Here is a 26,764-nt window from a genome sequence, read left to right as displayed (position 1 = left end):
ATAAATTATGAAAATTGTTAAGGAGGCGCTGGCCGGGACTATGGAGTCCAGCGACCTGATGGTGAAAATAGCCCCCGCTGATGGCGAGCTGGACATCGTCATCCACAGTGAAGTGATTAAGCAGTTTGGCGATCAAATTCGCCATGTGGTCACCACCACGCTGCGTACCATGGAAGTCCACCAGGGACTGATCATTATCGAAGATAAAGGCGCGCTGGACTGTGTGATCCGCGCCCGCCTACAGAGCGCGGTATTACGCGCCAGTGACAGTGACAATATTGACTGGGAGAAACTGCAATGAGAAAGCTTCGTCGTAGCATGCTGTTTCTACCCGGCGCCAACGCCGCCATGCTCTCCAACTCGTTTATTTACCGCCCGGACTCTATCATGTTTGACCTGGAAGATGCCGTGGCGCTGCGTGAAAAAGACACAGCGCGTCTGCTGGTTTTTCATGCGCTGCAACACCCGATGTATGAAGATATCGAAACCGTTGTCCGTATTAACCCGCTCAATACCCCGTTTGGCCTGAAAGATCTGGAAGCCGTGGTACGTGCCGGGGTGGATGTCGTACGTCTGCCGAAGACCGACACGCCGGAAGATATTTACGAACTTGAACGCCATCTTGAACGCATCGAAATGGCCTGTGGGCGTGAAATCGGATCCACGAAGGTGATGGCGGCGATCGAATCCGCGATCGGCGTTATCAATGCCGTGGCGATCGCGCGCAGTTCTCAGCGCCTGATCGGCATCGCGCTGGCCGCATTTGACTATGTGATGGATATGCAAACCGAGCGCGGCGACGGTACCGAGTTGTTTTATGCCCGCTGTGCAGTACTGCATGCGGCACGTGCCGCCGGGATCGATGCCTTTGACGTGGTGTGGTCGGACGTTAATGACGAAGCCGGTTTCCTGCGCGAAGTCGATCTGATCCGCAAAATGGGCTTTAACGGCAAGTCGCTGATCAACCCGCGTCAGATCGATCTGCTGCACAACGCCTATGCGCCAACGCAGCACGAAGTGGATCACGCGAAATTAGTGATCGAAGCGGCAGAAGAGGGCGAACGCAACGGGCTGGGCGTGGTGTCGCTGAACGGTAAGATGATCGACGGCCCCATTATTAATCATGCGCGAATGGTGCTGGAACGTGCCGCCGCGTCCGGCGTGCGTCGGTAAGGACAGAACAATGAATCAGACAGAGCTTCTCCACGTTAACTTTCCGCATCTGCGCGATTTAAAACCGTTCGATAGCGCCCATGCCAGCACGCCGTGGCTTGCCGATCTCGACAGCAAACATAACCGCAAATTATGCGCCTCCCTGGAAGACGCCATTGCCCGCAGTGGCCTGAAAGACGGCATGACCATTTCGTTCCACCATGCGTTTCGCGAAGGCGATCGGGTGATCAACAACGTGGTGGAAATCCTGGCGCGACTGGGCTTTAAAGATCTGACGCTGGCCTCCAGCTCGCTGATGACCTGTAACGAAAGCCTGATTGAGCATATCAAAAACGGCGTTATCACCCGCATCTACACCTCCGGCATGCGCGGCAAGCTGGCGGATGCGATCTCTCATGGCCTGATGGCGGAACCGGTACAAATCCACTCACACGGCGGCCGTGTGAAACTGCTGCAGGATGGCGAGCTGAATATCGATGTCGCCTTCCTCGGCGTACCGTGCAGCGACGAGTTTGGTAACGCCAACGGTACACAGGGTAAATCCTGCTGCGGTTCGCTGGGTTATGCCATGGTCGATGCGCAATTCGCTAAAAAAGTGGTGTTGCTGACCGAAGAACTGGTGCCGTTCCCGAACATGCCGGCCAGCCTGGTACAGGATCAGGTGGATTACATCGTCCAGGTCGAGAGCGTAGGCGACCCGGCGAAAATCAGCGTTGGTGCGGCGCGTGTGACCAGCAACCCGCGTGAACTGATGATTGCCCGTTATGCGGCGGATGTTATTGAGCATTCCGGCTATTTCAAAAATGGCTTCTCCATGCAGACGGGTTCCGGCGCGGCTTCAACGGCCTGTACACGTTTCATGGAAGAGAAAATGGAGCGTCGCGGCGTAAAAGCAAGCTTTGCGCTGGGCGGTATCACCGGTGGTCTGGTGTCTCTGCATGAAAAAGGTCTGGTAGCAAAACTGCTGGATACGCAATGCTTTGACAGTGAGGCGGCAGCGTCACTGGCGCGTAACCCGAACCACGTGGAAATCTCCACGAACGTTTACGCCAATCCAGGCAGCAAAGCGGCCTGCTGTGACCAACTGGACATCGTTATCCTCAGTGCGCTGGAAATCGACGTTGACTTCAACGTCAACGTCATCACCGGCTCCGATGGCGTGATGCGCGGCGCGTCCGGCGGCCACTGCGACGTTGCTGCGGCAGCCAACTTGACGATTGTCGTGGCGCCGCTTCTGCGCAGCCGTATTCCGACCGTGGTAAAACGCGTCACCACGCTGCTGACGCCGGGTGAAAGCATTGATGTGCTGGTTACCGACCACGGGATCGCCGTCAACCCGGCTCGCCCGGAAATCCGCGAACGCCTGGTGAATGCCGGGCTGAAAGTGGTGGATATCGAGGCACTGTACGCGCGTGCGATCTCGCTGACCGGCGCGCCGAAACCCATTGAATTCACCGACCGTATCGTCGGCGTGATTCGCTATCGTGACGGCAGCGTGATTGACGTTGTGCGTCAGGTGAAGGAGTAACATCTCATGACATTACTGACGCCCGTAAGAGCGGGCGTCAGCCTTGAAGCGCTGCTGACGGCAAAAGAAAACCGCGCGGCGCGTCAGGCTGACTGGCTCACTCATTATCACCATCCGGTTATCTCCCTGACGCTGGTTACTCCCGGCGCGCAGAAAGACAGTATTCGTTATCGTAATACCATGGGCGTGGCGCTACAGGCGTGCGATCAACTGCTGTGGCAGAACCACTGGCCGGTATTGGATCGCCAGGTACTGTGGTTGCCGACCGGTGCGGAAGCCCTGTGGTGCGTTGACCATGCGGCGGCGGAAATTAAAGCCCAGTGTATTGAACTGGAACAGACGCATCCGCTTGGCAGACTGTGGGATTTTGATGTGATATGCCCGAAAAACGGCCAGGTGGGGCGTCAGTCGCTGGATCTCAGTACCCGACGCTGTCTGGTCTGCGATGAGCCTGCTCACGGTTGCGCCCGTTCGCGCCGTCATCCTATGGAAGAGGTCGTGTCACGCGTGGAGACCCTGATCGATGGCTGGTTCGCTCGCGACTAAACTCGCCCGTTTTGATGTCTGGGCGCTGGCCGCCACGGCACTGCGTCTGGAAGTTAATCTCACCCCCAAACCGGGGCTGGTGGACAGGGCGAATAACGGTTCGCACAGCGATATGGATCACGCGCTGTTTTTACGCAGTATCGACGCCATCACCCCCTGGTTTCGCGTCTTTGAAAAAGCCGGTTTCGAGTATGCTTTAAAACCCGCCAGCGAGCAGTTGCGCTTATTGCGCCCGGCAGGAATGGCCTGCGAACAGGCGATGTTCGAGGCGACTGACGGCGTTAATACCCATAAAGGCGGTATCTTTTCCCTGGGCCTGATCTGCTTTGCGGCAGGGCGTTTACGTGGTCTGAACCGTCTGGTCTGCGCACAATCGGTCTGTCAGCAGGTCGCTGAAATCTGTAAAGGGCTGGTGGCACGGGAGCTGGCTTCCCGCACGCATGCGGCAACGGCCGGTGAAAAACAATATCAACAATTTGGCCTGACCGGCGCGCGTGGTGAAGCGGAGCTGGGCTTTCCCACGGTACGGCAACATGTTCTGCCGTACTGGTATCAGGAGGCGGGGGAGCGGCGTTTTCATCATGCGCTACTGCGTTTAATGGCGATAAATCCCGACAGTAATTTGGTATCCCGCGGCGGTATCGACGGGTTGTGCTATGTACAGGAATATGCGCAGACGCTGTTAACAAACGGCTGGAACATTGCGCGCCTGCAGGAGATGGATAAGGCCTTAATCAGCCGTAACCTCAGCCCCGGCGGTAGCGCCGATCTGCTGGCGGTCTCTTATGTGCTGGCAACGCTGGGGTAGCGGCAGACGCTAATCGCCAGCCATAAAAAAGCCCGGTGGCATAACGCGCACCGGGCAGGCATTAAATTTGTCAGGCTTACGCTTTCTGCGCTACGCCAGCCGCTTGCGGCACATGTTTGTATTTGAACATCGCCATAAACGCAAAGGCCAGAACCACGGAGTAACCGGCAAAAATCAGCCACACGGTTTTCCAGTCGGTTGCGCCGGCAACGGTGTACATCTCAACCACTTTACCGCTCGCCATACCGCCGAGGATACAGCCGAAGCCGTTGGTCATCATCAGCAGCATGCCCTGCGCACTGGCACGAATAGCCGGGTTCACTTCTTTTTCTACGAACACTGAACCGGAGATGTTGAAGAAGTCGAACGCACAGCCGTAAACGATCATGGAGAGAACCAGCAGGACGGTACCGAACGGGGTCGGATCGCCATAGGCGAACAGGCCGAAACGCAGCATCCACGCAACGATACTCATCAGCATCACGTTCTTGATGCCGTAGCGGCCCAGGAAGAACGGAATCGCCAGGATAAAGACGGTTTCTGAAATCTGCGAGATGGACATCAGCACGGAGGCGTGCGTCACGATAAAGCTATTCGCGAACAGTGGATTTGAGTCGAAGCTGTGCAGGAAGGTGTTACCAAACATATTGGTAATCTGCAGTTCCGCGCCCAGCAGCATGGAGAAGATAAAGAAAATCGCCATACGTTTGTTTTTGAACAGCGCGAAAGCGTTCAGGCCCAGCATTTCCACCCAGGTCTGGTTTTTCTGGGTGTTGCTTACCGGCATGTGCGGCAGGGTCAGCGAGAACAGACTCAGCAGCAGGGAGAGCGCCGCGCCGATATAGAGCTGCATATGGCTCAGTTCGAAGCCAGAGAAGCTCACCGCCCACATCGCCAGGATAAAGCCGATGGTGCCCCAGATACGAATCGGTGGAAAGTCCGTAACGATGTCATATCCGGCATTTTGCAGACGTGCATAAGAGATTGTGTTGACCAGCCCCAGCGTTGGCATATACGCCAGCGAGTTGAGCAGGATAATCGCAAACATCGCACCCGGCGTGGTCACGCCAGCGGCGATAAACAGGGTAATGGCACCAACCAGGTGACAGAGGGCGTAAACCCATTTCGCGCTCAGCCATTTATCGGCCACGATACCCAGCAAAGCCGGCATAAAGACCGATGCAATACCCAGGGAGCTATAGACCGCGCCAATTTCTGCACCCTGGAATTTCAGGGTGACGAACATATAAGAGCCCAGCGTAGTCAGCCAGCTCCCCCACAGGCAGAACTGCAGGAAGATAATCACTTTAAGCTGCAGCTTAAGATTCATGTTAGTTTCCTCACCGAAGGAGTCTGATATACCCGTCATACCTCAGGCTGCATGTGCGTTGGCTTTACTCACTCATCTCAGTCACTTACCAGAGTAAGCTCCTGGGGATTCGCTGCGTTGCCGCCTTCCTGCAACTCGAATTATTTAGGGTGTAGATGTTGGAATTAAGACAATTACTGTTGTTATGTGAGGCGATTCTATCATTGAAGCTGGAGCGAGATTGTTACATCCGACATATAAATGCAAACTTGATATGGTTGCAGTCAAATATAGTGACGTTCGTCACATTTATGGGCGGGTTACAGCGACGTTCAAAGGGAATTCTTATCCCCTCCCGTTAAAACGGAAGGGGATAATTACCGCTTACTTCGTGCGACGATAGCTTTTCTGCGCGGTATTCACTTTATAAAGATAGTTACGTGACTCCGCAGAAGGGTGACGTGTGGTCAGGGTGGAATAGACATCGCCTGGCGCCATCGTATTGATGATATTGGCTGCCTGTACTTTGTCGCTGGAGAAGACACGCAGAACGCTACCGGCACCGCCATTGTAAGCGGTGATGACGGCATAACGGCGCGAGGTGGGGTTGGTTATCCCGGAAAGATAGACATTATTCAGCATCGCCAGGTAAGCCGTGCCGGTATCGATGTTGCTTTCCGGATCGAACAGATAGCTGCGACTTGGGGTACCGGATTTGCCCTGCGCGCGGAACACATCACGACCGGCGCTGTGCTGAACCACCTGCATCAGCCCCAGCGCGTCGGAGCGGCTGACTGCATAGGGGTTAAATGACGATTCGGTCTGCATAATCGCCAGAATCAGCGACTCGTCAACGCCATAGCGTCGGGCGGCCTGATGGACCATGCCGACATATTTATGCGCACGTTTATCCAGATGGTTTGGCACCAGATTAAACGTCACGCTGTAGATGATTTTTAGCCCGACGCTGCGTTTTTGCAGCCGCGTTTTCAGCAGGTAATCGGCGAAGCTGGTTGCGCGTCCTATCCAGCGAATGGGCTGACCCGTGTTATCCACCACCTGTCCATAGAGGAACGGCTCTCTGGAAATCTGGATATCGTCGGCGTCGGAATAGAGATCGATAGAGCCTGGATCATCACCCATCAGCAGGGTTTTGATAATGGCCTGGCGCAAATGTGCCGTAGGGTCGGTGCCGGAGATAGTCTCGACGGTGATGGTGCCTTCGTCGAAGTTAATGTGGCTTCGGGTTTGGTACTGATCGGTGTATTTGACGTAATCTTTTGGACCGGCAATCAGTACTTCACTAAACCCCCATAAATTCTCGATATTATGGGCGAACTGCCCCATCAAAATGTCAAAACCGTTGGTATCTTTAACCCAGGCTTCGTTATAGGTCTCGCTATTTTTATCTGAGTTGGAACACGAAATAAGCAACGGCGCAATGATCGCTAGCGCTAAAAATTTTTTCATCATTCCGGAAGTATTGTTGGTTGTAAAAATGACCCTGAATCAGGCCGCAGACAGGTGAATATCGCTGCGGCCATGAAATTATTTCTTATCTTCCGGCGTATAGCCTTCAATATGCACATCTTTCCCTTCGAACAGGTAACTCACCATTTCCTGCTCAAGCAATTTACGATGCTCAACGTTCATCATGTTAAGTTTCTTCTCGTTGATCAGCATCGTCTGCTTTTTCTGCCACTGGGACCAGGCTTCTTTGGAGATTTCGTTGTAGATACGCTTACCCAGCTCGCCCGGATAGAGCTGGAAGTCTTGTCCCTCTGCATCACGTTGCAGGAAGGTACAGAAAATAGTGCGGCTCATAAATAGTCCTCTTTACTCTGCGCGGCGTTACATCGCCACGCCGATACGTAATTGTTGTAACAGGCGCTCCACGGGGGCCGCCAGGCCCACTGACGGCGGCTGCGCTAAGTTATACCAAAGACCCGTACCTTCATCCATGCAAGAACTGAACGAGGACACGGTAAGCCACACAGGCACAATATCCAGATGGAAGTGGCTGAATGTGTGGCGAAACGCAATCAGTTGGCTGAGATTATCGGCGCTAATCTGATGTTGCGCCAGCCACTCCCGCAATGACGCTTCATCTTCGAACTGCGGAAAACAGAACAAACCACCCCATAACCCAACCGGTGGACGCTGTTGCAGAAAGACCTGATCGCCCTGTTGCATCAGTAAGAAGTATGCGGTGCGCTCCGGCAGCGTTTGCTTCGGTTTTTTGCCAGGATACTCGGCCCATGAGTGGTTTGCGTAGGCGATACAGCCTGTTTGTAGCGGGCAAAGCGCGCATTTGGGCTTTGAGCGTGTACAGACCATGGCGCCTAAATCCATCATCGCCTGGTTAAACCGTTCCACACCTTTGGCGGGGGTTACCTGTTCTGCCAGCGTCCACAGACGTTTTTCGACCTCTTTCTTGCCAGGCCAGCCTGCCACCGCGTAGCAGCGTGCCAGAACCCGTTTGACGTTACCATCAAGGATAGGAAAGTGTTTACCCAATGATAAAGAGAGAATGGCCCCCGCCGTAGAACGCCCAACGCCCGGCAGGGCGGCAACCTCATCAAAGGTTTGCGGGAAGACGCCGCCGTGAACCTCGGCCACCCGTTTTGCCGCTTTGTGCAGATTACGCGCACGGGCGTAATAGCCGAGCCCGGTCCATAAATGCAGCACTTCATCCAGCGGCGCATTTGCCAGATCGGTGATGTCAGGAAAACGCGCCATAAAGCGTTCAAAATAAGGGATAACGGTTGCGACCTGCGTCTGTTGCAACATCACTTCGGATAGCCATACTTTGTAAGGCGTTTTTTCAATTTGCCAGGGCAGGGTTTTGCGCCCGTATTTGTCGTACCAGTCCAGAACCTGGGCTGAAAATTGAGACGCTTGCATGGTCACCAACATTGCATTAACAGGGGGGCTGATTGCAGCACAGCGGCATGAACGTGTAAACCGGAACTTTCCGGTGCTTTCAACTTGCATACTGTATCGAACTTTGGATAATGCCCGTTTCCTGAACACTCTCACAAGCAGACTTATTTATGAATAACGACGTCATCTCACCAGAATTTGATGAAAACGGCCGCCCGCTGCGCCGTATCCGCAGCTTTGTCCGCCGCCAGGGGCGCCTGACCAAAGGGCAACAGCACGCGCTTGATAATTACTGGCCGGTGATGGGTGTTGAGTTTGCTGAGCAGCCGCTCGATTTTGCCGCCCTGTTTGGCAATAACGGGCCGGTGACGCTGGAGATTGGCTTCGGTATGGGGGCATCGCTGGTGGAAATGGCGAAAACCCGTCCGGAGCAGAACTTTTTAGGTATTGAAGTACATTCGCCGGGCGTGGGCGCCTGCTTATCTTCTGCCCATGAAGAGGGTGTCGGGAACCTGCGTGTGATGTGCCATGACGCCGTTGAAGTGCTGCACAAAATGATTCCTGACAATTCCTTAAACATGGTTCAGCTCTTTTTCCCTGACCCGTGGCAGAAAGCACGTCATAATAAGCGCCGTATCGTTCAGGTGCCGTTTGCTGAACTGGTGAAGAGCAAGCTGAAACTGGGCGGCGTATTTCACATGGCGACAGACTGGGAAGCTTACGCAGAGCACATGCTGGAAGTGATGTCCTCTATTGATGGCTATCAGAACCTGTCGTCGACGAAAGATTATGTGCCGCGCCCGGATTCGCGCCCGGTAACCAAATTTGAACAACGTGGTCATCGTCTTGGCCACGGCGTATGGGACTTAATGTTCGAGAGGGTAAAATAATGGCAAAGAACCGTAGTCGTCGTCTGCGTAAAAAGATGCACATTGACGAATTTCAGGAGATCGGTTTTTCCGTCAAATGGCGTTTTCCGGAAGGCACCACTGAAGAACAGATCGATAAGCTGGTGGATGAGTTTATTAGCGAAGCGGTTGAAGCTAATGGCCTGATTTTTGGTGGTAGCGGCTTCCTGGCATGGGAAGGCCTCGTCTGCAAACCGAACATTGGTCATTGCACCGAAAAGGACCAGGCGCTGGTTCGTAAGTGGCTTGAGGATCACAAATTCGAAGAGGTCAGCGTCAGCGAACTTTTCGATATTTGGTGGGACTAAGAATGAAAGGGTCGGCAAATGCCGACCCGTTTTGTCTCTACAGGAGTGGTTATGATGCGCAAGACGCTACTGGCGGTAGTACTGACGGCAACGGCTTTTGCCGCGAATGCGGATTACAAATGTAGCGTGAACCCGCGTGATGATGTGATTCTAAGCCCGCAAACCGTCCAGGTGAAAGGCGAGAACGGTAATCTGATCTTAACGCCGGAAGGTAATGTGACCTTCAACGGTAAACAATATTCGTTAAGCGCTGCGCAGCGCGAGCAGGCGAAGGATTACCAGGCTGAATTGCGCAGCGCCTTACCGTGGATCGACGAAGGCGCTCGTACACGGGTCGAGAAAAGTCGCGTGGCGCTGGACCGAATCATCGTCAAGGAAGTGGGCGAGAGCAGCAACATGCGCGGTCGTCTGACAAAGCTGGATGCCCAGCTTAAAGAGCAGATGAACAAAATTATTGAGCATCGCAGTGACGGTCTGGCGTTCCACTATAAAGCAGTTGATGACGTGCAGGCTAATGGTCAACAGCTGGTGAACCAGGCGATGGGCGGTATTCTGCAGGACAGTATTAACGAGATGGGCGCCAAAGCGGTGCTGAAAGGCGGCGGCAACCCATTGCAGGGTGTGCTCGGCAACCTCGGCGGTTTACAGACTGCCATCCAGAATGAGTGGAAAAACCAGGAAGCAGATTTCCAGCAGTTTGGTAAAGACGTGTGCAGCCGTGTGGTGTCGCTGGAAGGTAATCGTAAAGCGCTGGTGAGCGGGCTTAAGTAAGGTTGTGTTGTTTCGTGCCTGTTCCCCTCACCCTAACCCTCTCCCAAGGGAGAGGGGACTTGTCAGATGCGGTCTTTACTTTCTCTGCCTGTGGTTGGGAAAGCGTCAGGTGCGGTTTTTACTCCCTCTCCCTGTAGTTGGGAAAGCGTCAGGTGCGGTCTTTACTCCCTCTCCCTGTGGGAGAGGGCAGGGGTGAGGGCAACCGACGATGCAAATGTCCAGGAATCGCCAGTAATACACTCTCCTCATTGGCGCTCAGCTCATTGTTCCAGAAGCGAATCACTTCCCAGCCATTAGCATTCAGGAATGCCTTTCTGCGCAAGTCATACTCTTCGTTATCCTGATGCTGCCCGCCGTCCAGCTCAACAATCAGTTTTGCTTTAAAACAGGCGAAATCGACAACATAATTACCAATCGGCATTTGGCGACGAAACTTGTAGCCGTAAAAACGGCGTCCTCTGAGCAAGTACCAAAGGTGTAATTCCTCTGCCGTCATTCTGATGCGTAGTTGTTTTGCTTTTTCCATCCCCACACTCGGCCACCATTCCCCTGTATCATCACAGCCTTCTCCCGTTATTGGGAACTGCCTTCCAACGTATCGTCTTCGCTTTTGCAAGGTTACGGATGGATGAGACCGGGAGACATTTTGACCATGAAAATTTAATGGGCCGGGCGGCCCATTAATTATTTTCGAGTAGAAAGTATGTTGTTTCTCTCTTTAATGTCCATGCTACATCAAACCCAGCGTGCGGGGCAGCCACAGCGAGATTTGCGGTATATAAGTGATCAACACCAGCGCTAAGAGTAGTGCGGCATAAAAAGGAAGCAGTGGTTTAATCAGATGTTGAATTTTAACGCCCGAAATCGAGCAACCGACAAACAAGGCGCTTCCGACCGGTGGCGTTAATAATCCGATACACAGATTCGCAACCATCATGATGCCAAAATGTACTGGATCCATACCTAAGTCCTGTGCAATAGGCAGGAATATCGGCGTAAAGATAAGCACCGCTGGCGTCATATCCATAAAAACGCCAACAATAAGTAGAACCAGATTAATTAATAAAAGAATAACGAGCGGATTTTCAGAAATAGACATGAGCGCATCGCTAATCATGTAGGGCACATCTGCATTCGTCATTGCCCATGACATCCCAACGGAAAAACCGATCAGCAACAAAACGATAGATGTTGTTATTACTGATTCAAGGATCAACGTCGGTAGCTCACACCACTTCACCTCACGGTAAACCACAACTGATAAGATGAAAGTGTAAACCACTGCAATAGCAGACGCTTCTGTAGCGGTAAACACGCCCCCAAGAATGCCACCCATCACAATGATGACCAGTAACAAACTGGGTAGCGCGGCTAAAAATGCGGCTATCGCCATTCTGAGAGAAGGCCTCTCTGAAAGCGGGTAACCACGTCGGCTGGCGATAATCGCGCAGACCACCATGATGGCAAGCCCCATCAAAATGCCGGGTAAATAACCTGCCATGAACAGCGAGGCAACGGAGACGCCCCCGGCTGTAAGTGAGAAAACGATTAATACATTTGATGGTGGTATTAAGAGGCCGGTAATACAGGACGAAACGTTAATCGCGGTTGAAAGGGCAGGGTCGTAACCCTGTCGGGTCTGGATGGGATGAAGCGTTCCGCCTACCGCAGCCGCTGCGGCAACCGCAGAGCCGGAAATGGAACCAAACATCATATTGGCCAGTACGTTAACATGCCCCAGTGAGCCGGGTACGCGGCCAACCATGACCTGCGCGAGGTTAATCAGGCGTAGCGCTATCCCGCCCCGATTCATCAGTGTTCCGGCAAAAATAAAGAAAGGAATGGCCAGCAGGGCAAAGTTATCCAGCCCATTAGCCAGGCGCTGTGAAACCGTAATAACAGCAATGTCCCAGGGAAACATCAGTAGCATGGAGCTAACAGTCGAAATACCAATAGCAAATGAAATAGGTACACCAAGGAAAACCAGGATGAAAAAAGAACCAAATAATACTAAAGCGATATAGCCATCCATTAATTTACGCCCTCCATGGAATTTTTAAGTGAAGTTATGCCAGCATTTATGAACCACAAGGCATAGAACATCATCACAATCCCGGTCAGTGGCAAAATAAGATAGACGTAACCCATGGGGATTTGCATCGCGGCTGAAACCTGGGTAGTTGCCAGCGTTTTGCCGATCAATTTCATTCCCCCCGTTACGATAACCCCACCAGAAAAAAGGAAAATCAGCAAATTTACCACGATGCTCAATAAGGCTTGTTTACGCGGCTGTAGCGCCATTGACAGGAGATCAATTGACAGGTGTCGCTGAGCGCCAACCGTATAGGCGGCACCGAGTAAACCTACCCAAATCATCAGAAAGCGTGCAAGTTCATCAGTTAACGTACTGGGCTGATTGAGAACATAGCGACTAAATACCTGCCATACGACGCAAATAACCAGTACGCTCATCACCATAATAGAAAACGCAGCGATCACGCGGTCGACCACGAGCTTTATGCGGTTAAATATCATCATTAATTATCCAGGTGAATATGGGCCAATAATTGGCCCAGGTAGAGATTATTCAGCAGCGCTTTCGAATTTTGCTAATAATGCGGCCTGTTTGGGATCTTTTTTAAATTCATCAAACAGAGGTTGTACGGCAATGCGGAAGGGCGCTTTATCCACTTTCACAATTTTACCGCCCTGTGATATCGCCTGGGCGCGCGTATCGGCATCGATTTTAGTCCAAAGTTTTTGCTGGTATGTTTCTGAATATTTTGCCGCTTTTTGTAGAATTTCTTTTTGCTCCGGTGTTAATTTGTTCCAGGTTTTAGTTGAAATAACCAAAAAATCTGGAATGGAGGCGTGCTCATCTTCTGAAAAAACTTTTGCAATTTCGATATGGCGCGTTTGCACCCAGGAAGGTACATTATTTTCTGCTCCGTCTACAACGCCCTGCTGCATAGCAGTATAAACTTCCCCAAATGAAATGGGCGTAGGCGAGCCGCCCATCAATTCAATCATTTTTATTGTAGTTGGGCTGGCCTGGACGCGTATTTTTAATCCTTTCAAATCTTCCGGTTTCGTAATGGGCTTCCCGGCATAAAAACTTCTTGTGCCAGCAACATAAGCTGACAGTGCGAAGAAACCTTTGTCTTTGGTAGACTCCATGATCTCTTTGCCCACATTACCGAAAACGACGTTATTAAAATGCGCCTGATCTTTAAACAAGAATGGAAGATTATAAATAGCGTAGACGTTATCAAATGATTCAAGGTCGCTGGCGGAACTTTTGGTCATATCCAGTGCGCCATTTTGTAATAATTCCAGCGTCTCTCTTGCGCTCCCCATTTGGCTGCTGGGATAAATGCGGATCGTCATTTTACCATCAGACAGTTGTTTGACTTGTTTAGCCATTTCATCTAAAGCCTGATGTACAACATGGCTTCGCTCGAGGTTATGCGCAAGCTTTAATGTGATTTTTTCCTGCGCGACAGCATTCAAAGAAAATAACGAAAGAAGAGATGCACACACAAGTGTTTTAGGAAAAGAGAGTTTACTCATCGTTTGGCTCCATGCACATTAATGGTCTATATCTAAAAGCAATAATCCTTATTTCTGTATGACATATTATCCTGGTTGTCTGACATCTTTAAGATATCTGTCTCACAGTTTTTATTTTTTTGTTCGTGTGAGCGTTTTAAAACGGTGTTGAATATTATTGTGATGAATAAATTGAAATTAAAATATCTATTCTAAGAATATATTTGCCCGGTGAGGGTTATGGCAATGTCAGGTTTTTAATTGGCGAGGGAAGGGATATCCCGCCCGTTTAATAAGCGCGCGGGATAGGTCTGTACTTATTATTCGCTCAGGAACAGTTCCAGCAATGAGTTGAGGAATAACTTACCGTGCTCGGTGATTTGCCAGTACTGCTCGCATTCAGTGAGATAGCCCTGTTCTAAGGCCTCATCGATTTGCGGGCGAATCACACTTTCATCCAGCCCGGTGAAGAGCCCGAACTCCGCGCGTGGTGCCGGTTCGAGCAAACGGAAGCGGTTCATAAAGAACTCGAACGGTTTATCGGCAGCCTCCACGTCATGCTGGCGTTCCAGATAACGCCCCTGCATAAACCCGCGTGGGTGGCGCGTTTTCGCGGTGCGTAGAATGCGTCCGTCCGGGAAGGTGATTTTACCGTGCGCGCCGCAGCCAATACCGAGGTAATCGCCAAAGCGCCAGTAGTTCAGGTTGTGCTGACACTGGTAGCCCGGTTTTGCGTATGCCGAGGTTTCGTATTGCTGATAGCCTGCGGCGGTAAGCAACTGATGGCCGCGCTCGAAAATATCCCACAACGCGTCGTCATCAGGCAGCACCGGCGGACGCGAGCCGAACAGGGTGTTGGGTTCGATGGTCAACTGATACCAGGAAAGATGCGGCGGGTTGAGCTCAATAGCCTGGCGCAAGTCGTCCAGCGCCTCTTCCAGCGTCTGGTCCGGCAGGCCGTGCATCAAATCGAGGTTAAAACTACGCAGCCCAAGACCCGTTGCCAGCCGCGCCGCGCGTTTGGCTTCTTCCGGACCGTGGATACGCCCCAGCCGCTGCAATTTCGGCTCGCTAAAGCTCTGCACGCCAATCGAAATGCGATTTACCCCGGCACGTTGATACTCAACGAAGCGGTCCGCCTCTACCGTTCCGGGGTTGGCTTCCATTGTGATTTCCGCATCTGCCGCCAGATTGAGGCGCGCACGAACGCCGTCCAGCAATGTCTGCATCGCCGGGCCGGAGAGCAGGCTCGGCGTACCGCCACCTATAAAGATAGTCTTTACGTCACGCCCCTGCGCGTAAGGCACATCAGCATCCAGGTCGGCGAGCAGATGCTGCACGTAATCATCGTGCGGCACTTCGCCTTTAAGCGCGTGGGAATTGAAGTCGCAGTACGGGCATTTCTGCACGCACCACGGAATGTGAATATAAAGACTCAGGGGTGGCAAATTAGCCATTACGTAACGCTTCCAGTAACAGTTTCAACGCCTGTCCACGGTGGGAGATAGCGCTTTTTTCTTCGCGGGTCAGTTCGGCGGCGGTTTTACCTTCCGTCGGGACGAAGAAAATCGGATCGTAACCAAACCCGCCCTGACCGGCAGGCGCACGGGTAATCACACCAGGCCAGGTGCCGTGGCATACCAGCGGCGTCGGGTCTTCAGCGTGGCGCAGATAGACCAGCACACAGTGGAACTGAGCCTGACGCTTGTCGTCCGGCACATCCTGCAGGGTGGTCAATAATTTTTGCAGATTCGCTTCATCGGTGGCATCCACGCCAGAGTAACGTGCGGAGTAGATCCCCGGCGCGCCGCCCAGCGCATCGACGGCCAGGCCGGAGTCGTCGGCAATCGCGGGTAGACCCGTCACCTGAGCGGCATGTCGCGCTTTCAGAATGGCGTTTTCAATAAAGGTCAGGCCGGTCTCCTCGGCGGATTCCACGCCCAGCTCGGTTTGCGCCACGATATCCAGACCGAAGTCACTCAACAGCGAGGCAAGCTCGCGCACTTTACCGGCATTACCGGTTGCGAGAACAACTTTTTGCATAATAGATCCTAATTCATCAGGGCCGTGACGGCCGAAGGTATCTGTTGCGGATGGGTAATTTTGACTTGTTTATGGCGGCCCAGTTCGCCTTTTTCAATCAGCACCTGGTTTTTAGCCACCCGAAACTGTTTGGCGAGAAATTTCACCAGATGGGCATTGGCTTGCCCATCAACCGGTGGGGCGGTAATGGCGACTTTTAGCTCATCGCCATGCAGCCCAATAATGCTATCCCGGCTGGCCTTGGGCTGAATATACAGCCTTAGCACCAGCCCGTCGTCACAGGATGTGACAGCACTCATGCCCAGTTCCAGATATAGGCTAACGGTACGATAGTGTTAGCCAGAAACTCCATCACGCCCATATTGATGACATACATCAGCAGCACCAGAATCATCGGCGAGAAATCAAGGCCGCCCATTGACGGCAGCAGGCGACGAATCGGGCGCAGCAAGGGTTCGGTAAGCTGCAGCAGCACATATTCCACCGGGCTACGGCCCTGGCTGACCCAGCTCATGATGGCCATTAACAGCAGCACCCAGAAGATCAGCGAGCCAAGGGTTTTGATAACAATCAACACTGCCGCCAGCACGATAAACACGCCGTCCATGGAGACGTACGGGTTCAGGAAGGCTTTCACGACACACAGCAGTAGCGCGATGAGCAATGATGCGCTGTCAATGGGCCCCATTGCCGGAATGATGCGACGCAGCGGGCCAACAATCGGCTGGGTGATTTTCACGATAAACTGGGAAAACGGGTTATAAAAATCACAGCGCGCCCACTGCATCCAGATACGCAGCAACAGCACCATCGTGTAAGCCTGGATAATCAGTGACAGGAGAGTGGACAACGTATTCATGGCGTTCCTCAGTGTTCCTTAGTTTTTTGTGTAATCGCGCGCGCCAAAAATGGCGGTTCCGATGCGCACCATGGTGCTACCTGCCGCAATGGCGGCCTGCATATCGTCAGACATACCCAGCGAAAGGGTGTCAACGCCAGGGTAACGTACCTTAAGCGCGTCAAATGCGACAGCCATTTGGCGGGCTACGGCAAACTGCCGTTCATAATCAGCCTCGGGGGCGGGGATCGCCATCAGTCCACGCAGGCAAAGACCGGGTAATTCCGCCACCTGCGCCGCCAGCGCGTCCAGTTCTGCAAGGGAAATGCCGGACTTGCTCTGCTCGTCACTGATATTAACCTGGATCAGCACGTTCAGCGGCGGCAGAGACGCCGGGCGCTGCTCGCTCAGGCGGCTGGCTATTTTGAGACGGTCCACGGTGTGGCACCAGTCAAAATGCTCTGCCACGAGACGGCTTTTGTTGGACTGTAACGGGCCGATAAAGTGCCACTGAATATCCGCGATGCCCGAATCCTTGAAATGGCGAATTTTATCTACGCCTTCCTGCACGTAGTTTTCACCAAAGCCACGCTGACCCGCTGCGTAAGCTTCTTCGATGGCGCTCGCAGGTTTTGTTTTGCTGACTGCAAGCAGTGTGACTTCTTCTGGAGCACGGCCGCAGGACGTTGCAGCGGCTGAGATTTTGTCCCTGACCTGTGCCAGGTTATGCGCAATATCGTTCATGTTCCCAGGTGGCTTTATGGATATGGAAAAAATAGTGGAGCTTAGTGTAAAGCATAATGTCTCGGATCTACACCTGTGCGATCGCCATCCGCCGCGCTGGCGAAGGCAAGGACGGCTGGAAGCCGCACCGTTCGCCGCTGTGGATATTCACGCGCTGCTCGCGGAACGTTTGAACACGCAGCAGCAACAGCAGTGGCAAGCGTGTGGACAGATTGATTTTGCCCTCAGTACCCCAGGGCTACAACGCCTTCGCGCCAGCGCGTTTTTACATCACGATGGGGTATCGCTTGCTCTGCGCCTGTTGCCTGACACCTGCCCGACGCTGGACATGCTGGACGTGCCCGCCGCAATCCCCGAATTACTGCGGCGCGACAACGGCCTTATTCTGGTTACCGGGGCGACGGGGAGCGGAAAATCCACCACCCTGGCGGCGATGGTAGATAACCTCAATCACCATCTCGACGGGCATATCCTGACTCTCGAAGATCCGGTGGAGTTTATCCATACAAGCAAACGTTGCCTGATCCAACAGCGGGAAATCGGCCCGCACTGTGCCTCGTTTGCCGCGGGGTTGCGCGCGGCATTACGCGAAGACCCGGATGTCATTTTGCTGGGCGAGTTGCGCGACAGCGAAACTATCCGCCTGGCGTTGACCGCCGCTGAAACCGGGCACCTGGTACTGGCAACATTACATACGCGCGGCGCGCCGCAGGCTATTGAACGGCTGGTGGACAGTTTCCCCGCTCAGGAGAAAGACCCGGTGCGCAGCCAGCTTGCCGGAAGCCTGCAGGCTGTGTTGTCACAGCGGCTGGAGGAAGACAGGCAGGGCGGGCGTGTGGCGCTGTTTGAACTGCTTATTAATACACCTGCGGTAGCCAACCTTATCCGTGAAGGAAAAACCCACCAGTTGCCCGGCGTGGTGCAGACCGGACAGCAGGCGGGAATGCAGACCTTTGACCAAAGCCGCCAGCAGCGGCAGGCGCAGGGGCGGCTTTAGCGGATGTTCAGCGCGTAGACCGCCGGTAACGCGCCTGCGGTGGCCATGATCTCCAGGCGCACATTTTGCGCGGTGACGGGGGCGGATAACTGGTGTTCACGCACGGATTGGTGGTTATTTGTTTCCTCGACCAGCAGGGTATTATCGGCCCAAAGCCGATAATGGGTGATGCAGTGTGGCGTTACGGGCAGAAAATGGCCCATCTGCACGGTTTCCATAGCGTTATCGAAATCGTTGTCCTGTACCAGCGTCAGGCGGGTGAAAGTTTGCGGTGCATCCCAGCCCCAGCGCAATACCGGTTTAATGTCATCGGGGGCAGGTACCCAGGCATTGGCCTGCTGCTCGGGGCGCAGACGACCATTAAGCACGTTGTCGGCGCGATAGCAGCTCAACGGCTGGCTAAAACGCAATGCAGGCATTACCTGATGCGGGCGGCGGCGCGGCAGCCAGAAGTCAAACTCATCGACGCCATAGTCACCGTCCACCACCTGGCGGGTATGTTTGGCGACGCGGGCATTCAGGCTATTAAACACGGTCATGATGCCAGGCAGATGTGTGTCAGTGAGGGCAATTTCTACCTGCGCGTTCGCCTCAAAGGCGATAAAAACATACTGATCGCGCTCGCTTTGCCACGGGAAATGTACCGTCTGTTCCTGTTCGCCCTCAACGTGTAGCGTTGTACTGGCGTACTGATAGTCGGGTGTGAAGTTACCGCTGCGCGCGCTGCCCAGAAGCGACACCTCAAGCGTCTGCTGAGAGGCGGAACGCAGGGTAAAGGTGATGTCGGGCAGCGATGCCCCGGTCTGAACAGGCAGCAGCAACGCCATTCTTTCGCCGAGCGAATGCCAGTGGCCGTTAGAGGCAAGCGTACTCAGCGAGTATTCACTGCTGGCGGTGACCGAAGCGCCCATGGCCGGGTCCTGTAACCACTGGCGGGGGATGTAGCATCCGCTGGCCTGTAATCGTTGTTGCAGCAGGCCGACATTATCCCGCTGGGCCAGCTCTGCGGGCGACAGATCATACGCTTTACACAGCGCAGCAGCGCGACCGACCACATCCCCCAGCAGACCGCAGGTGCACATCACACGGGCGCTACCAAAGGCAACGTGGGAGGCGGAAATAAGCCGCCCGGTCAGGAAAAGATTATCCAGCGAGCGGCTGTAAAGGCTTCGCAACGGAATGGTATAGGTGCCTTTGCTATGAAACTGGCGACAGCCATCATGGGTGCTGTAGACCCCATCTGCCGGATGCAGGTCGATAGACCAGCCGCCGTAGGCCACGGCATCGTAATGATCGCGCTGTTCAATGATGTCCTGCTGGCAAAGCAAATGATCGCCCATAAAACGACGGCTTTCGCGCTTACCCGGAATGACGCCAACCCATTCGATGGTCATGTTGGCTGCTTCCGGGAACTCGCCGGCGTTTTTAATGTAATCCCACACCCCCCAGACGATTTTCCACAGCTCCCATTTGATCTCTTCACTCTGGTGAACAGTGTCCAGCCGTCCGCCCCATTCCAGCCACCACAGGTCGCACCCATTCAGGGTGGACGTCAGGCGTTTGTAGCGGGGAATAGTAGTAATATCTTTTAACGCGAATGAGGGGGGAACAAAGCTTACCGGGCTGTTCGTCTGTTTGGTGTAGAAATAGATCGAGTGACCGAGCTTGTGACCGAAGTTGTCGCCAGGCGCCATTTTTTCCCCCAGCTCGTCAACCTCTTCAGCGCCTTCGCGGTATTCTGCCCCGGCCAGAAAACCCAGTACGCCATCCCCCGTTGCGTCGCAAAACTGGTCGGCGGTGACGGTATAAAATGTCTCATTGATGGCGTTAAAGGCGCTCACCTGGGTGAGGGTTCGCTGGTTTTTCTCCAGTTCGTAAATCGTGGTATTGAGCAGCAATGTCAGCCCCGGCTGGCTTTTTGCCATATCCAGCAGCACCAGATCGAACATTACCGGGTTACCCTCTTTGTTGCGCCAGAGATTCTCTTCGAGGATTTCCCCCATGATGCCGCCTTCACGCGCCCAGCGGTTATTGTTGCCCATATGCGATGTGGCGCCATTGGCCCACAGGCGAACTTCGCTGGACGCATTGCCGCCGAGCACCGGTCTGTCCTGGATCAATACGACCTGTAAGCCGTCCCTGGCGGCGGCGAGCGCGGCGCAAAGACCCGCGAGGCCACCGCCCGCCACCAGCAGATCGGCCTGCAACTGTTCAGAGGGAAAGACTCTGGACGCGGTTTGCGGATAGATGTTCATACCTTGTATCCTTCTTCACTGAACTGACGGTAAAATCGAAAACTCCTGCCACCTGAGAGATAAAGCCTGCTATGTCCTCACAACCGAACCAAAGCCTGATTGATGGCATTCGCTGCCTGCAATACCTGGTCTCCAGCGGCCGCGCGATTGGCTGTCGCGAACTGGCGCGTCTGATGGGGATCAATACCACCCGTGTAAACCGGTTGCTGATGACGATGGCATCCATTGGTCTGACGATGCAGGACGACCATCGTCGTTACCTTCCCGGCCCCGGCATTCATGCGCTGGCGGCGCAGGCGATACGCGGCTCGGCACTCTTTTCCCAGGCGCTCCCCCTGCTGGAAAGCTACGCGCCCAAAGACATCGTGGTGGCGATGGGCGTGCTCTGGGAGGATCAGGTGATTTATATCTATCACTCCGAACCCGGTAGCCAGATGAGCCAGGCGCTGGCCGGTTTTCATATGCTTCCCGCATGGCAGTCGGTCATCGGTATGTCGCTTCTGGCGGCAGAGAGCGATGAAGAACTGCAAAAACGTTTTGTCGACGAACAGTGGCGGCAACTTGCGCCGCATATTGCCCAGCAACGTGAGTTCGGACGTGTGGTCTGGCATCACGATGATGGCGAGGTTTCGATGGCGAAGCCTCTTGGCGCACACTCTGCCGCGCTGGCGTTTGCCGGAATGTGGCAAGCCGACGACGCAGCCATTGATGAACGTTTAAGTGAACTTCACACTCTGGCGCGGCGGCTGACGCAAAAACCCTGACGCATTTAATTTCTGACTAATGTTTCTTTTATAGAAACATTAATGAAAAAGCAAAAAGCACACCCTGGAAATGTGAGGGGGATCGGGGGATTGCGTTTTGGGGAAGGGAGAAGACAAAAAAGGCTGAGCGGCGCTCAGCCTGAGAATCACAGATGCTGCTCGAAGTAGCTTTCGAGGATGATAACCGCAGAGGCAGAATCAACGCTGCCTTTATTCAATGCACGAAAACCGCCGCGCTCAAACAGACCCGCGCGGGCTTCTACCGTACTCAGTCGCTCATCATGCAATATAATTTTTGCCCCGAAACGGCCATGGATTTTATTGGCGAAATTGCGTGCGCGTGCGGTCAATGGTTGCTCTGTGCCATCCATATTCAGCGGCAGGCCGACAATAACGGCTTCCGGCTGCCACTCTTTTAACAGCTTCTCGATAAGCTTCCAGTCCGGCGTCCCGTCTTGCGCTTTCAGGGCGTTCAGAGGACGCGCCGTTCCGGTTATGCGTTGTCCGATGGCGACGCCAATACTTTTGGTACCAAAATCAAAGGCCAGCAGGGTTCCACTCATCAGGCATGCCCTGCCACGCCCGGCATGGTCGAGATATCAATGCCGATAAGTTTTGCCGCTTCCCGCCAGCGGTCAGCGATAGGCGTTTTAAACAGGATATTTTGATCCGCAGGCGCGGTAAGCCAGGCGTTATCCAGGATCTCCTGTTCAAGCTGACCTTTTTCCCATGAGGAATAGCCCAGCGCGACCAGCACGTCCTTAGGTTGATCGGCCGTGCCCAGAGTCTCCAGAACATCGCGCGAGGTGGTGATCACGGTGTTATCCGAAACGCGAATGCTGGAAGAGAAACTGGCGGGCGGTGTGTGCAGAATAAACCCGCGATCTTCCGCCAGGGGGCCGCCAAGCAGCACCGGTTTATCCAGACGAATGGCCGGATCGCGTGCTTCCGGGTTAATTTTCAGCTTCTCCAGGACGCTTTCAACTTTCAGGTTTTCAAGGGGCTTATTAATGATAAGGCCCATGGCGCCGTCTTCGTTGTATTCGCAAATATAAACCACCGATCGCCGAAAAAGGGGATCATGGAGAGCAGGCATGGCAATAAGAAAGTGATGCTGTAAATTCATTGTCAGAGGTTCTGTTTCCTGGTTCAAAAAAGCAGCAGCCTAGTATGAGGGGAAAGCTGCACGCTGTCACTAGCCAGACTTTGGAGTTTAAGAGCGGGTTCCCTCCCGCCATCCTTTTACCCGACCTGTTCGCGTTGCCTGTGCGTTGGCAGCGTTATGCGACCCGAATGAGCCCGAGTAAATCTCTTTATTGTTTCGCCAGGCGTTTTTCGATTGCGTCCATCAGCATGCCGGTAATAGAGATCGGGAACTCCGCCTCGATCTCACGTACGCAGGTTGGGCTGGTGACGTTAATTTCGGTCAGACGATCGCCGATAATATCCAGACCGACGAAAATCAGCCCTTTGGCTTTCAGCGTCGGGCCGACACGGCGAGCAATCGCCCAGTCGCTTTCGGTCAGCGGACGCGGTTCGCCGCGGCCACCTGCGGCCAGGTTACCACGTGTCTCGCCACCCTGCGGGATACGCGCCAGGCAGTATGGGACCGGCTCGCCATCCACCACCAGCACACGTTTATCGCCATCTTTAATAGCCGGCAGATAGTTCTGCGCCATGCAGTAGCGGGTGCCCAGCTCAGTCAGGGTTTCGGTGATAACACCCAGGTTCGGATCGCCCTCTTTGACGCGGAAAATCGAGGTGCCGCCCATGCCGTCGAGTGGCTTGAGGATGATATCGGTGTGTTTTTGCCAGAACGCTTTAAGCTGCGCTTTATTGCGCGTCACCAGCGTTTCCGGGGTCAGTTCCGGGAACCAGGCGGTAAACAGTTTTTCGTTACAATCGCGCAGGCTCTGCGGCTTATTGACGATCAATGTGCCTTTTTCTTCGGCACGTTCAAGGATATAGGTGGCGTAGATAAATTCGGTATCGAACGGTGGATCCTTACGCATCAGCACCACGTCCAGCGAGGCGAGTTCGATATCCTGTTCGCTGCCAAACTCATACCATTTGTCGTAGTTTTGCTCGACGGAAAGCAGGCGGGTACGCGCACGGGCTTCACCGTTGATCAGGTAAAGATCCGCCATTTCCATATAGTGCAGTTCGTAGCCGCGACGCTGCGCTTCGAGCAGCATGGCGAAGCTGGTGTCTTTTTTGATATTAATCTGCGCGATGGGGTCCATCACGATGCCGAGCTTAATCATAGGCTTCTCCGTTTAACCCAGATCGCCAAACCGCACCTGCAGCGCGGTAATGGCAGTAAGGGCAGTTGTCTCTGTGCGCAATACGCGGGGTCCCAACAGAATATCAGTAAACTGGTAGCGCGAGGTCATGGCGATTTCGTCTGCCGTCAACCCGCCTTCCGGGCCAATCAGTAATCGTACGCGTTCCACCGGCAACGGCAGAGTATTAATGCTCTGGCTGGCGCGAGGATGAAGATTGAGCTTAAGGCCGCTCTCTTCTTCCGCACACCACTGTTCGAGATCCATTGCCGGGCGAATCTCGGGAATACGGTTACGACCACACTGTTCACAGGCGGCGATGGCGATCTTCTGCCACTGCTGGATCTTTTTATTCAGTCGCTCGGCATCGAGTTTAACGCCGCAGCGCTCAGAAAAAAGTGGCGTAATGAGGCTTACACCCAGTTCGATCGATTTCTGGATGGTAAATTCCATTTTCTCGCCGCGAGACATCACTTGGCCCAGATGAATGTGCAACGGCGACTCCCGATCGTCCACCTCTCCCTGAATCACTTTAACGATAACGCTCTTTTTATCGGCGCGGGTGATTTCAGCGTCAAACACCTGGTTGGATCCGTCAAAGAGCTGAATAGCCTGGCCATGGCCCATGCGTAATACGCGGCCAACATGGTTTGCCGCATCATCAGCGAGTGCGATTTCAGTGCCCGTCTGGATGAGTTCAGGGTGGTAGATGCGTGGGACGCGCATAGTTCAGATTTCCGTGTGAAGTGTGGCGCATTTCCCCTCGCCGTAATCAGGCTGGTTTCTGCCCTCTCCCTTTCGGGTAGAGGGCCGGGTGAGGGGCAATGTACCTGCAAATTTACAATTGCCGCTAGTGTAGGTTAGCTCTTTCGCGCCATGCAAGCGCGCTGCACGTAAGGGTTATGATTCCCCTGAACCTGAGCGATGCGCGAATCACGCGTACATTCCCAGTCGGTCACCGGGTAGAGTTTATCCCAGGCGGTAAAAAGCTGTGTCTGTTGGCGCGACAGGGTGAGCTGATATTGATCGCGCATATAGAAGTAAGTACGGGCAATCACGCCACGGGCGCTGGCAGGAGGCTCGGCCAGTTTGGCCTTGAAGTCAACCTTCATTTCGCAGCGACCATACTGGCCTTCGCCACCGTTCCACTGACCGTACATAAAGTTGCCGCGATCGGCATTCACTTCCCCCACGGCGGGTTGCAGGTTATGCATGTCGCTTTCCATCTTGCGATAGACAGGGTCTTTGGCGCAGTTTTTCCGTCCGCCATCCTGCCAGCACTGACGCTGATGGCCGAATTGCCAGGCCGGGACAACATGCTCCCATTCAATTCGGCTGGCGCGGTTTTCATTTTTGCGCACCTTATAACCGCAAGAGGCCAGATCGACCACCCCTTTTTTCCCTTGCCACTGAATTTTACAGCCGCAATAAAAGTCGCCCGGTACGTCGGCATTGACGTTAACACCGGCAGCTTTCGCCTGCGCGAAGCTATTGATGCCGCCCGCCAGTACCGGCGCGCTGAGAATAAGCAGTAAAGATGAGATAACGCGTAACATTGAGAACTCCCTGTCAACTGGAGTGCGCAACGTAGCGGAAGCGATTGTCAGATGCAATCAGTTGGCGTGGAAAACATTCTTAATGGTTCATGTAATTAGCGCTCAGGTACCAGCGTTTCGCCGCAGTGTACGCAGCGATAGGTGGTCTCACCGCGCACTATGCGATTGTGTCGGCGCACGGTCAACTGATGCTGTTGGCATTTGCAGCGGTAGGGAAAGGTATTGCGCCGTACCGATTCCAGTTCAAACTGATGAGTCCGGCGCGCGGGGACGCCAAGCACGCTTTCCATCATCCATTTCCACTCTTTGCCGTGTGGTGAAACGCGGCCAAAATGTTTCCACACCAGCAGATGCGCCAGTTCGTGCGGCACCACCTCGTCAATAAACGCCTGCTGGTTTTCCATCAGCAACACGGGGTTGAGGCGGATTTCATACGTATTGAGCCAGGCCGTGCCTGCCGCCGTCCCCCGTTGCTGATAAACCAGTTTGGGTTCCGGATAATTACGCTCAAGTTTCTGATTGGCCAGGGCAAGTTTTTCCCGCAGGCTGCGCATCACGGCCTGCTGTATAGCGATGGGGAGACGGGTGGTTTTCATAATCGCAGAGAATAGGGCGGGGAGCGGGGGAGTGCAAGGAAAAGCCTCCTCCGGACAGGGAGCGAGGCTTCATTCTGACTTACAGCGATTGCAGGAAGGTCAGCAAATCGTTGTTCAGTTGATCCTGATGGGTCACTGCAAAACCGTGCGGCGCATTGTCATACACTTTTAACTGTGCGCCGGGGATCATTTCTGCAGCCACTTTACCGGTCGATTCGAACGGTACGATCTGGTCGTTACTGCCATGAATCACCAGCGTCGGCACGTTAACTTTAGCAATATCCTGACGGAAATCGGTCTCGCCGAAGGCGGTGACGCAATCAATGGTCCCTTTGAGTGAGGCCAACAGTGCAATGTTCAACGTCTGGGTCAGCACACCTTGAGAAACCGTCTGCCCGGCGTTAATACCATAAAACGGCGTGGCGAAATCGCTGATAAATTGCGCCCGGTCTTTGCGCAGTCCGTCGCGAATGCCCTCGAAAACGCTGGCATCGACACCCTGTGGGTAGTCCGCCGTTTTGCCGAAAATCGGCGTCACCGCACCCAGCAGTACCAGCGCTTTGACGCGCGCCGTGCCGTAACGACCGATATAGCGCGACACATCGCCGCCGCCCATGGAGAAGCCCACCAGCGTCACATCCTGCAGATCAAGCGCGGTGATGAGATCGTTAATGTCGGAGGCGAAGGTATCGTAGTTGTACCCTTCCCACGGCTGGTCGGAGCGGCCAAAACCGCGGCGGTCAAAGGCGATGACGCGATAGCCGCGCTCGGCCAGGAAATTCAACTGGCTGTCCCACATATCGCCATCCAGCGGCCAGCCGTGGCTGAACAATACCGGTTTTCCCGCGCCCCAGTCTTTGTAATAAATCTGCGTACCGTCCTGCGTTTTGATTGTGCTCATACGTA

At 53.9% G+C, this 26,764-nt stretch carries 31 protein-coding genes; 10 read left to right on the top strand and 21 right to left on the bottom strand.

Going from position 1 to position 26,764, the window contains the following annotated elements; translation table 11 throughout:
* The first annotated feature begins 7 nt into the window (after positions 1-7).
* Genes citD through citG form a run of 5 tightly spaced genes read left to right on the top strand, consistent with a single transcriptional unit; the run spans position 8 to position 4,055 of the window.
* Entirely contained in the window at positions 8-301 is a 294-nt protein-coding gene (citD, locus tag L2097_RS20050; protein ID WP_250353557.1) for a citrate lyase acyl carrier protein, read from the top strand.
* On the top strand, positions 298-1,173 hold the full coding sequence (gene citE / locus L2097_RS20045) for a citrate (pro-3S)-lyase subunit beta (RefSeq protein WP_047368903.1): 876 nt from the start codon (positions 298-300) through the stop codon (positions 1,171-1,173). Before citD ends, citE begins: the two co-directional genes overlap by 4 nt.
* Before the next feature lie 10 nt (positions 1,174-1,183).
* Positions 1,184-2,701 (top strand): citrate lyase subunit alpha, encoded by a 1,518-nt coding sequence (gene citF / locus L2097_RS20040; protein ID WP_047368904.1) that lies wholly within the window; start codon positions 1,184-1,186, stop codon positions 2,699-2,701.
* A gap of 6 nt (positions 2,702-2,707) precedes the next feature.
* Positions 2,708-3,247, top strand: coding sequence for a citrate lyase holo-[acyl-carrier protein] synthase (citX, locus tag L2097_RS20035; RefSeq protein WP_047368905.1), 540 nt, complete (start codon positions 2,708-2,710; stop codon positions 3,245-3,247).
* Entirely contained in the window at positions 3,225-4,055 is an 831-nt protein-coding gene (citG, locus tag L2097_RS20030; RefSeq protein WP_047368906.1) for a triphosphoribosyl-dephospho-CoA synthase CitG, read from the top strand. The genes citX and citG overlap by 23 nt, the downstream gene beginning before the upstream one ends.
* 76 nt (positions 4,056-4,131) lie before the next feature.
* Here citG and L2097_RS20025 read toward each other — a convergent pair whose 3' ends face one another.
* The 4 genes from L2097_RS20025 to mutY form a co-directional block, all read right to left on the bottom strand.
* Positions 4,132-5,385, bottom strand: coding sequence for a nucleoside permease (locus L2097_RS20025; protein WP_047368907.1), 1,254 nt, complete (start codon positions 5,383-5,385; stop codon positions 4,132-4,134).
* 363 nt (positions 5,386-5,748) lie between these two features.
* Positions 5,749-6,837, bottom strand: a complete 1,089-nt coding sequence (gene mltC, locus L2097_RS20020) for a membrane-bound lytic murein transglycosylase MltC (protein WP_071845821.1) — start codon at positions 6,835-6,837, stop codon at positions 5,749-5,751.
* Between the two features lie 75 nt (positions 6,838-6,912).
* A complete protein-coding gene (locus L2097_RS20015) occupies positions 6,913-7,188 on the bottom strand; it encodes an oxidative damage protection protein (protein WP_039078032.1) in 276 nt (91 codons plus the stop codon).
* Positions 7,189-7,215: 27 nt separating this feature from the next.
* On the bottom strand, positions 7,216-8,268 hold the full coding sequence (gene mutY / locus L2097_RS20010) for an A/G-specific adenine glycosylase (protein WP_172399104.1): 1,053 nt from the start codon (positions 8,266-8,268) through the stop codon (positions 7,216-7,218).
* A gap of 149 nt (positions 8,269-8,417) precedes the next feature.
* Here mutY and trmB point away from each other — a divergent pair, with 149 nt between their 5' ends.
* The 3 genes from trmB to L2097_RS19995 are packed head-to-tail and all read left to right on the top strand — an operon-like array spanning position 8,418 to position 10,234.
* A complete protein-coding gene (trmB, locus tag L2097_RS20005; RefSeq protein ID WP_250353556.1) occupies positions 8,418-9,137 on the top strand; it encodes a tRNA (guanosine(46)-N7)-methyltransferase TrmB in 720 nt (239 codons plus the stop codon).
* Positions 9,137-9,463, top strand: a complete 327-nt coding sequence (locus L2097_RS20000; RefSeq protein ID WP_047368910.1) for a YggL family protein — start codon at positions 9,137-9,139, stop codon at positions 9,461-9,463. Before trmB ends, L2097_RS20000 begins: the two co-directional genes overlap by 1 nt.
* Positions 9,464-9,514: 51 nt before the next feature.
* On the top strand, positions 9,515-10,234 hold the full coding sequence (locus L2097_RS19995) for a YggN family protein (RefSeq protein ID WP_085007623.1): 720 nt from the start codon (positions 9,515-9,517) through the stop codon (positions 10,232-10,234).
* Positions 10,235-10,382: 148 nt separating this feature from the next.
* Here the strand turns inward: L2097_RS19995 and L2097_RS19990 are convergent, their stop codons facing one another.
* From L2097_RS19990 to L2097_RS19950, 9 genes are all read right to left on the bottom strand, one after another.
* Entirely contained in the window at positions 10,383-10,760 is a 378-nt protein-coding gene (locus L2097_RS19990) for an endonuclease domain-containing protein (RefSeq protein WP_250353555.1), read from the bottom strand.
* A 204-nt stretch (positions 10,761-10,964) separates the two neighbouring features.
* Positions 10,965-12,266 carry a TRAP transporter large permease gene (locus L2097_RS19985; RefSeq protein WP_250353554.1) on the bottom strand — a complete coding sequence of 434 codons (1,302 nt, stop codon included), beginning with the start codon at positions 12,264-12,266 and terminating at the stop codon, positions 10,965-10,967.
* A complete protein-coding gene (locus L2097_RS19980) occupies positions 12,266-12,769 on the bottom strand; it encodes a TRAP transporter small permease (protein ID WP_047373167.1) in 504 nt (167 codons plus the stop codon). Before L2097_RS19980 ends, L2097_RS19985 begins: the two co-directional genes overlap by 1 nt.
* 48 nt (positions 12,770-12,817) lie before the next feature.
* Complete coding sequence (locus tag L2097_RS19975; protein WP_047368915.1) at positions 12,818-13,804, bottom strand: TRAP transporter substrate-binding protein; 987 nt, start codon at positions 13,802-13,804, stop codon at positions 12,818-12,820.
* A 299-nt stretch (positions 13,805-14,103) separates the two neighbouring features.
* Positions 14,104-15,240 (bottom strand): radical SAM family heme chaperone HemW, encoded by a 1,137-nt coding sequence (gene hemW / locus L2097_RS19970; protein WP_250353553.1) that lies wholly within the window; start codon positions 15,238-15,240, stop codon positions 14,104-14,106.
* Positions 15,233-15,826 (bottom strand): XTP/dITP diphosphatase, encoded by a 594-nt coding sequence (locus L2097_RS19965; protein WP_047368917.1) that lies wholly within the window; start codon positions 15,824-15,826, stop codon positions 15,233-15,235. Before L2097_RS19965 ends, hemW begins: the two co-directional genes overlap by 8 nt.
* Positions 15,827-15,834: 8 nt before the next feature.
* Positions 15,835-16,125, bottom strand: coding sequence for a DUF167 family protein YggU (yggU, locus tag L2097_RS19960; protein ID WP_047368918.1), 291 nt, complete (start codon positions 16,123-16,125; stop codon positions 15,835-15,837).
* Positions 16,122-16,685 (bottom strand): YggT family protein, encoded by a 564-nt coding sequence (locus L2097_RS19955; protein WP_047368919.1) that lies wholly within the window; start codon positions 16,683-16,685, stop codon positions 16,122-16,124. The genes yggU and L2097_RS19955 overlap by 4 nt, the downstream gene beginning before the upstream one ends.
* An 18-nt stretch (positions 16,686-16,703) precedes the next feature.
* Positions 16,704-17,408 (bottom strand): YggS family pyridoxal phosphate-dependent enzyme, encoded by a 705-nt coding sequence (locus tag L2097_RS19950; RefSeq protein WP_250353552.1) that lies wholly within the window; start codon positions 17,406-17,408, stop codon positions 16,704-16,706.
* A gap of 16 nt (positions 17,409-17,424) precedes the next feature.
* Here L2097_RS19950 and L2097_RS19945 point away from each other — a divergent pair, with 16 nt between their 5' ends.
* Positions 17,425-18,405: a type IV pilus twitching motility protein PilT gene (locus tag L2097_RS19945; RefSeq protein WP_250353551.1), complete on the top strand. Its 981-nt coding sequence runs from the start codon at positions 17,425-17,427 to the stop codon at positions 18,403-18,405.
* Here the strand turns inward: L2097_RS19945 and L2097_RS19940 are convergent.
* Positions 18,402-20,660 (bottom strand): FAD-dependent oxidoreductase, encoded by a 2,259-nt coding sequence (locus L2097_RS19940; RefSeq protein ID WP_250353550.1) that lies wholly within the window; start codon positions 20,658-20,660, stop codon positions 18,402-18,404. The genes L2097_RS19945 and L2097_RS19940 overlap by 4 nt on opposite strands.
* Before the next feature lie 71 nt (positions 20,661-20,731).
* Here L2097_RS19940 and L2097_RS19935 point away from each other — a divergent pair, with 71 nt between their 5' ends.
* On the top strand, positions 20,732-21,424 hold the full coding sequence (locus tag L2097_RS19935; protein ID WP_047368923.1) for an IclR family transcriptional regulator domain-containing protein: 693 nt from the start codon (positions 20,732-20,734) through the stop codon (positions 21,422-21,424).
* A 146-nt stretch (positions 21,425-21,570) separates the two neighbouring features.
* Here L2097_RS19935 and ruvX read toward each other — a convergent pair whose 3' ends face one another.
* The 7 genes from ruvX to L2097_RS19900 form a co-directional block, all read right to left on the bottom strand.
* Positions 21,571-21,987 (bottom strand): Holliday junction resolvase RuvX, encoded by a 417-nt coding sequence (ruvX, locus tag L2097_RS19930; RefSeq protein ID WP_047368924.1) that lies wholly within the window; start codon positions 21,985-21,987, stop codon positions 21,571-21,573.
* The gene (locus tag L2097_RS19925; protein ID WP_039078016.1) at positions 21,987-22,550 is read right to left on the bottom strand and encodes a YqgE/AlgH family protein; all 564 of its coding nucleotides are present in this window, start codon (positions 22,548-22,550) and stop codon (positions 21,987-21,989) included. Before L2097_RS19925 ends, ruvX begins: the two co-directional genes overlap by 1 nt.
* Before the next feature lie 187 nt (positions 22,551-22,737).
* Positions 22,738-23,688 (bottom strand): glutathione synthase, encoded by a 951-nt coding sequence (gene gshB, locus L2097_RS19920; RefSeq protein WP_085006415.1) that lies wholly within the window; start codon positions 23,686-23,688, stop codon positions 22,738-22,740.
* A 12-nt stretch (positions 23,689-23,700) separates the two neighbouring features.
* The gene (rsmE, locus tag L2097_RS19915; RefSeq protein ID WP_250353549.1) at positions 23,701-24,432 is read right to left on the bottom strand and encodes a 16S rRNA (uracil(1498)-N(3))-methyltransferase; all 732 of its coding nucleotides are present in this window, start codon (positions 24,430-24,432) and stop codon (positions 23,701-23,703) included.
* 134 nt (positions 24,433-24,566) lie between these two features.
* A complete protein-coding gene (gene endA / locus L2097_RS19910) occupies positions 24,567-25,262 on the bottom strand; it encodes a deoxyribonuclease I (protein ID WP_250353548.1) in 696 nt (231 codons plus the stop codon).
* A 95-nt stretch (positions 25,263-25,357) separates the two neighbouring features.
* Positions 25,358-25,858 (bottom strand): SprT family zinc-dependent metalloprotease, encoded by a 501-nt coding sequence (locus L2097_RS19905; RefSeq protein WP_250353547.1) that lies wholly within the window; start codon positions 25,856-25,858, stop codon positions 25,358-25,360.
* 79 nt (positions 25,859-25,937) lie between these two features.
* On the bottom strand, positions 25,938-26,759 hold the full coding sequence (locus L2097_RS19900; protein WP_047368929.1) for an alpha/beta fold hydrolase: 822 nt from the start codon (positions 26,757-26,759) through the stop codon (positions 25,938-25,940).
* Positions 26,760-26,764: the final 5 nt, after the last annotated feature.

This window comes from Citrobacter sp. MNAZ 1397 (assembly GCF_023613995.1).
In the GTDB taxonomy this organism is placed as follows: domain Bacteria; phylum Pseudomonadota; class Gammaproteobacteria; order Enterobacterales; family Enterobacteriaceae; genus Phytobacter; species Phytobacter ursingii.
The sequence above is the reverse complement of the archived record's forward strand: the minus strand, read 5'-3'. Positions and strand labels throughout refer to the sequence as shown.

What these genes read in the sequence shown, in the direction of transcription:
- citD (WP_250353557.1), top strand. Translation starts at nt 8, where the DNA reads ATGAAAATTGTTAAGGAGGCGCTGGCCGGGACTATGGAGTCCAGCGAC.
- citE (WP_047368903.1), top strand. Translation starts at nt 298, where the DNA reads ATGAGAAAGCTTCGTCGTAGCATGCTGTTTCTACCCGGCGCCAACGCC.
- citF (WP_047368904.1), top strand. Translation starts at nt 1,184, where the DNA reads ATGAATCAGACAGAGCTTCTCCACGTTAACTTTCCGCATCTGCGCGAT.
- citX (WP_047368905.1), top strand. Translation starts at nt 2,708, where the DNA reads ATGACATTACTGACGCCCGTAAGAGCGGGCGTCAGCCTTGAAGCGCTG.
- citG (WP_047368906.1), top strand. Translation starts at nt 3,225, where the DNA reads ATGGCTGGTTCGCTCGCGACTAAACTCGCCCGTTTTGATGTCTGGGCG.
- L2097_RS20025 (WP_047368907.1), bottom strand. Translation starts at nt 5,385, where the DNA reads ATGAATCTTAAGCTGCAGCTTAAAGTGATTATCTTCCTGCAGTTCTGC.
- mltC (WP_071845821.1), bottom strand. Translation starts at nt 6,837, where the DNA reads ATGATGAAAAAATTTTTAGCGCTAGCGATCATTGCGCCGTTGCTTATT.
- L2097_RS20015 (WP_039078032.1), bottom strand. Translation starts at nt 7,188, where the DNA reads ATGAGCCGCACTATTTTCTGTACCTTCCTGCAACGTGATGCAGAGGGA.
- mutY (WP_172399104.1), bottom strand. Translation starts at nt 8,268, where the DNA reads ATGCAAGCGTCTCAATTTTCAGCCCAGGTTCTGGACTGGTACGACAAA.
- trmB (WP_250353556.1), top strand. Translation starts at nt 8,418, where the DNA reads ATGAATAACGACGTCATCTCACCAGAATTTGATGAAAACGGCCGCCCG.
- L2097_RS20000 (WP_047368910.1), top strand. Translation starts at nt 9,137, where the DNA reads ATGGCAAAGAACCGTAGTCGTCGTCTGCGTAAAAAGATGCACATTGAC.
- L2097_RS19995 (WP_085007623.1), top strand. Translation starts at nt 9,515, where the DNA reads ATGATGCGCAAGACGCTACTGGCGGTAGTACTGACGGCAACGGCTTTT.
- L2097_RS19990 (WP_250353555.1), bottom strand. Translation starts at nt 10,760, where the DNA reads ATGGAAAAAGCAAAACAACTACGCATCAGAATGACGGCAGAGGAATTA.
- L2097_RS19985 (WP_250353554.1), bottom strand. Translation starts at nt 12,266, where the DNA reads ATGGATGGCTATATCGCTTTAGTATTATTTGGTTCTTTTTTCATCCTG.
- L2097_RS19980 (WP_047373167.1), bottom strand. Translation starts at nt 12,769, where the DNA reads ATGATATTTAACCGCATAAAGCTCGTGGTCGACCGCGTGATCGCTGCG.
- L2097_RS19975 (WP_047368915.1), bottom strand. Translation starts at nt 13,804, where the DNA reads ATGAGTAAACTCTCTTTTCCTAAAACACTTGTGTGTGCATCTCTTCTT.
- hemW (WP_250353553.1), bottom strand. Translation starts at nt 15,240, where the DNA reads ATGGCTAATTTGCCACCCCTGAGTCTTTATATTCACATTCCGTGGTGC.
- L2097_RS19965 (WP_047368917.1), bottom strand. Translation starts at nt 15,826, where the DNA reads ATGCAAAAAGTTGTTCTCGCAACCGGTAATGCCGGTAAAGTGCGCGAG.
- yggU (WP_047368918.1), bottom strand. Translation starts at nt 16,125, where the DNA reads ATGAGTGCTGTCACATCCTGTGACGACGGGCTGGTGCTAAGGCTGTAT.
- L2097_RS19955 (WP_047368919.1), bottom strand. Translation starts at nt 16,685, where the DNA reads ATGAATACGTTGTCCACTCTCCTGTCACTGATTATCCAGGCTTACACG.
- L2097_RS19950 (WP_250353552.1), bottom strand. Translation starts at nt 17,408, where the DNA reads ATGAACGATATTGCGCATAACCTGGCACAGGTCAGGGACAAAATCTCA.
- L2097_RS19945 (WP_250353551.1), top strand. Translation starts at nt 17,425, where the DNA reads ATGGATATGGAAAAAATAGTGGAGCTTAGTGTAAAGCATAATGTCTCG.
- L2097_RS19940 (WP_250353550.1), bottom strand. Translation starts at nt 20,660, where the DNA reads ATGAACATCTATCCGCAAACCGCGTCCAGAGTCTTTCCCTCTGAACAG.
- L2097_RS19935 (WP_047368923.1), top strand. Translation starts at nt 20,732, where the DNA reads ATGTCCTCACAACCGAACCAAAGCCTGATTGATGGCATTCGCTGCCTG.
- ruvX (WP_047368924.1), bottom strand. Translation starts at nt 21,987, where the DNA reads ATGAGTGGAACCCTGCTGGCCTTTGATTTTGGTACCAAAAGTATTGGC.
- L2097_RS19925 (WP_039078016.1), bottom strand. Translation starts at nt 22,550, where the DNA reads ATGAATTTACAGCATCACTTTCTTATTGCCATGCCTGCTCTCCATGAT.
- gshB (WP_085006415.1), bottom strand. Translation starts at nt 23,688, where the DNA reads ATGATTAAGCTCGGCATCGTGATGGACCCCATCGCGCAGATTAATATC.
- rsmE (WP_250353549.1), bottom strand. Translation starts at nt 24,432, where the DNA reads ATGCGCGTCCCACGCATCTACCACCCTGAACTCATCCAGACGGGCACT.
- endA (WP_250353548.1), bottom strand. Translation starts at nt 25,262, where the DNA reads ATGTTACGCGTTATCTCATCTTTACTGCTTATTCTCAGCGCGCCGGTA.
- L2097_RS19905 (WP_250353547.1), bottom strand. Translation starts at nt 25,858, where the DNA reads ATGAAAACCACCCGTCTCCCCATCGCTATACAGCAGGCCGTGATGCGC.
- L2097_RS19900 (WP_047368929.1), bottom strand. Translation starts at nt 26,759, where the DNA reads ATGAGCACAATCAAAACGCAGGACGGTACGCAGATTTATTACAAAGAC.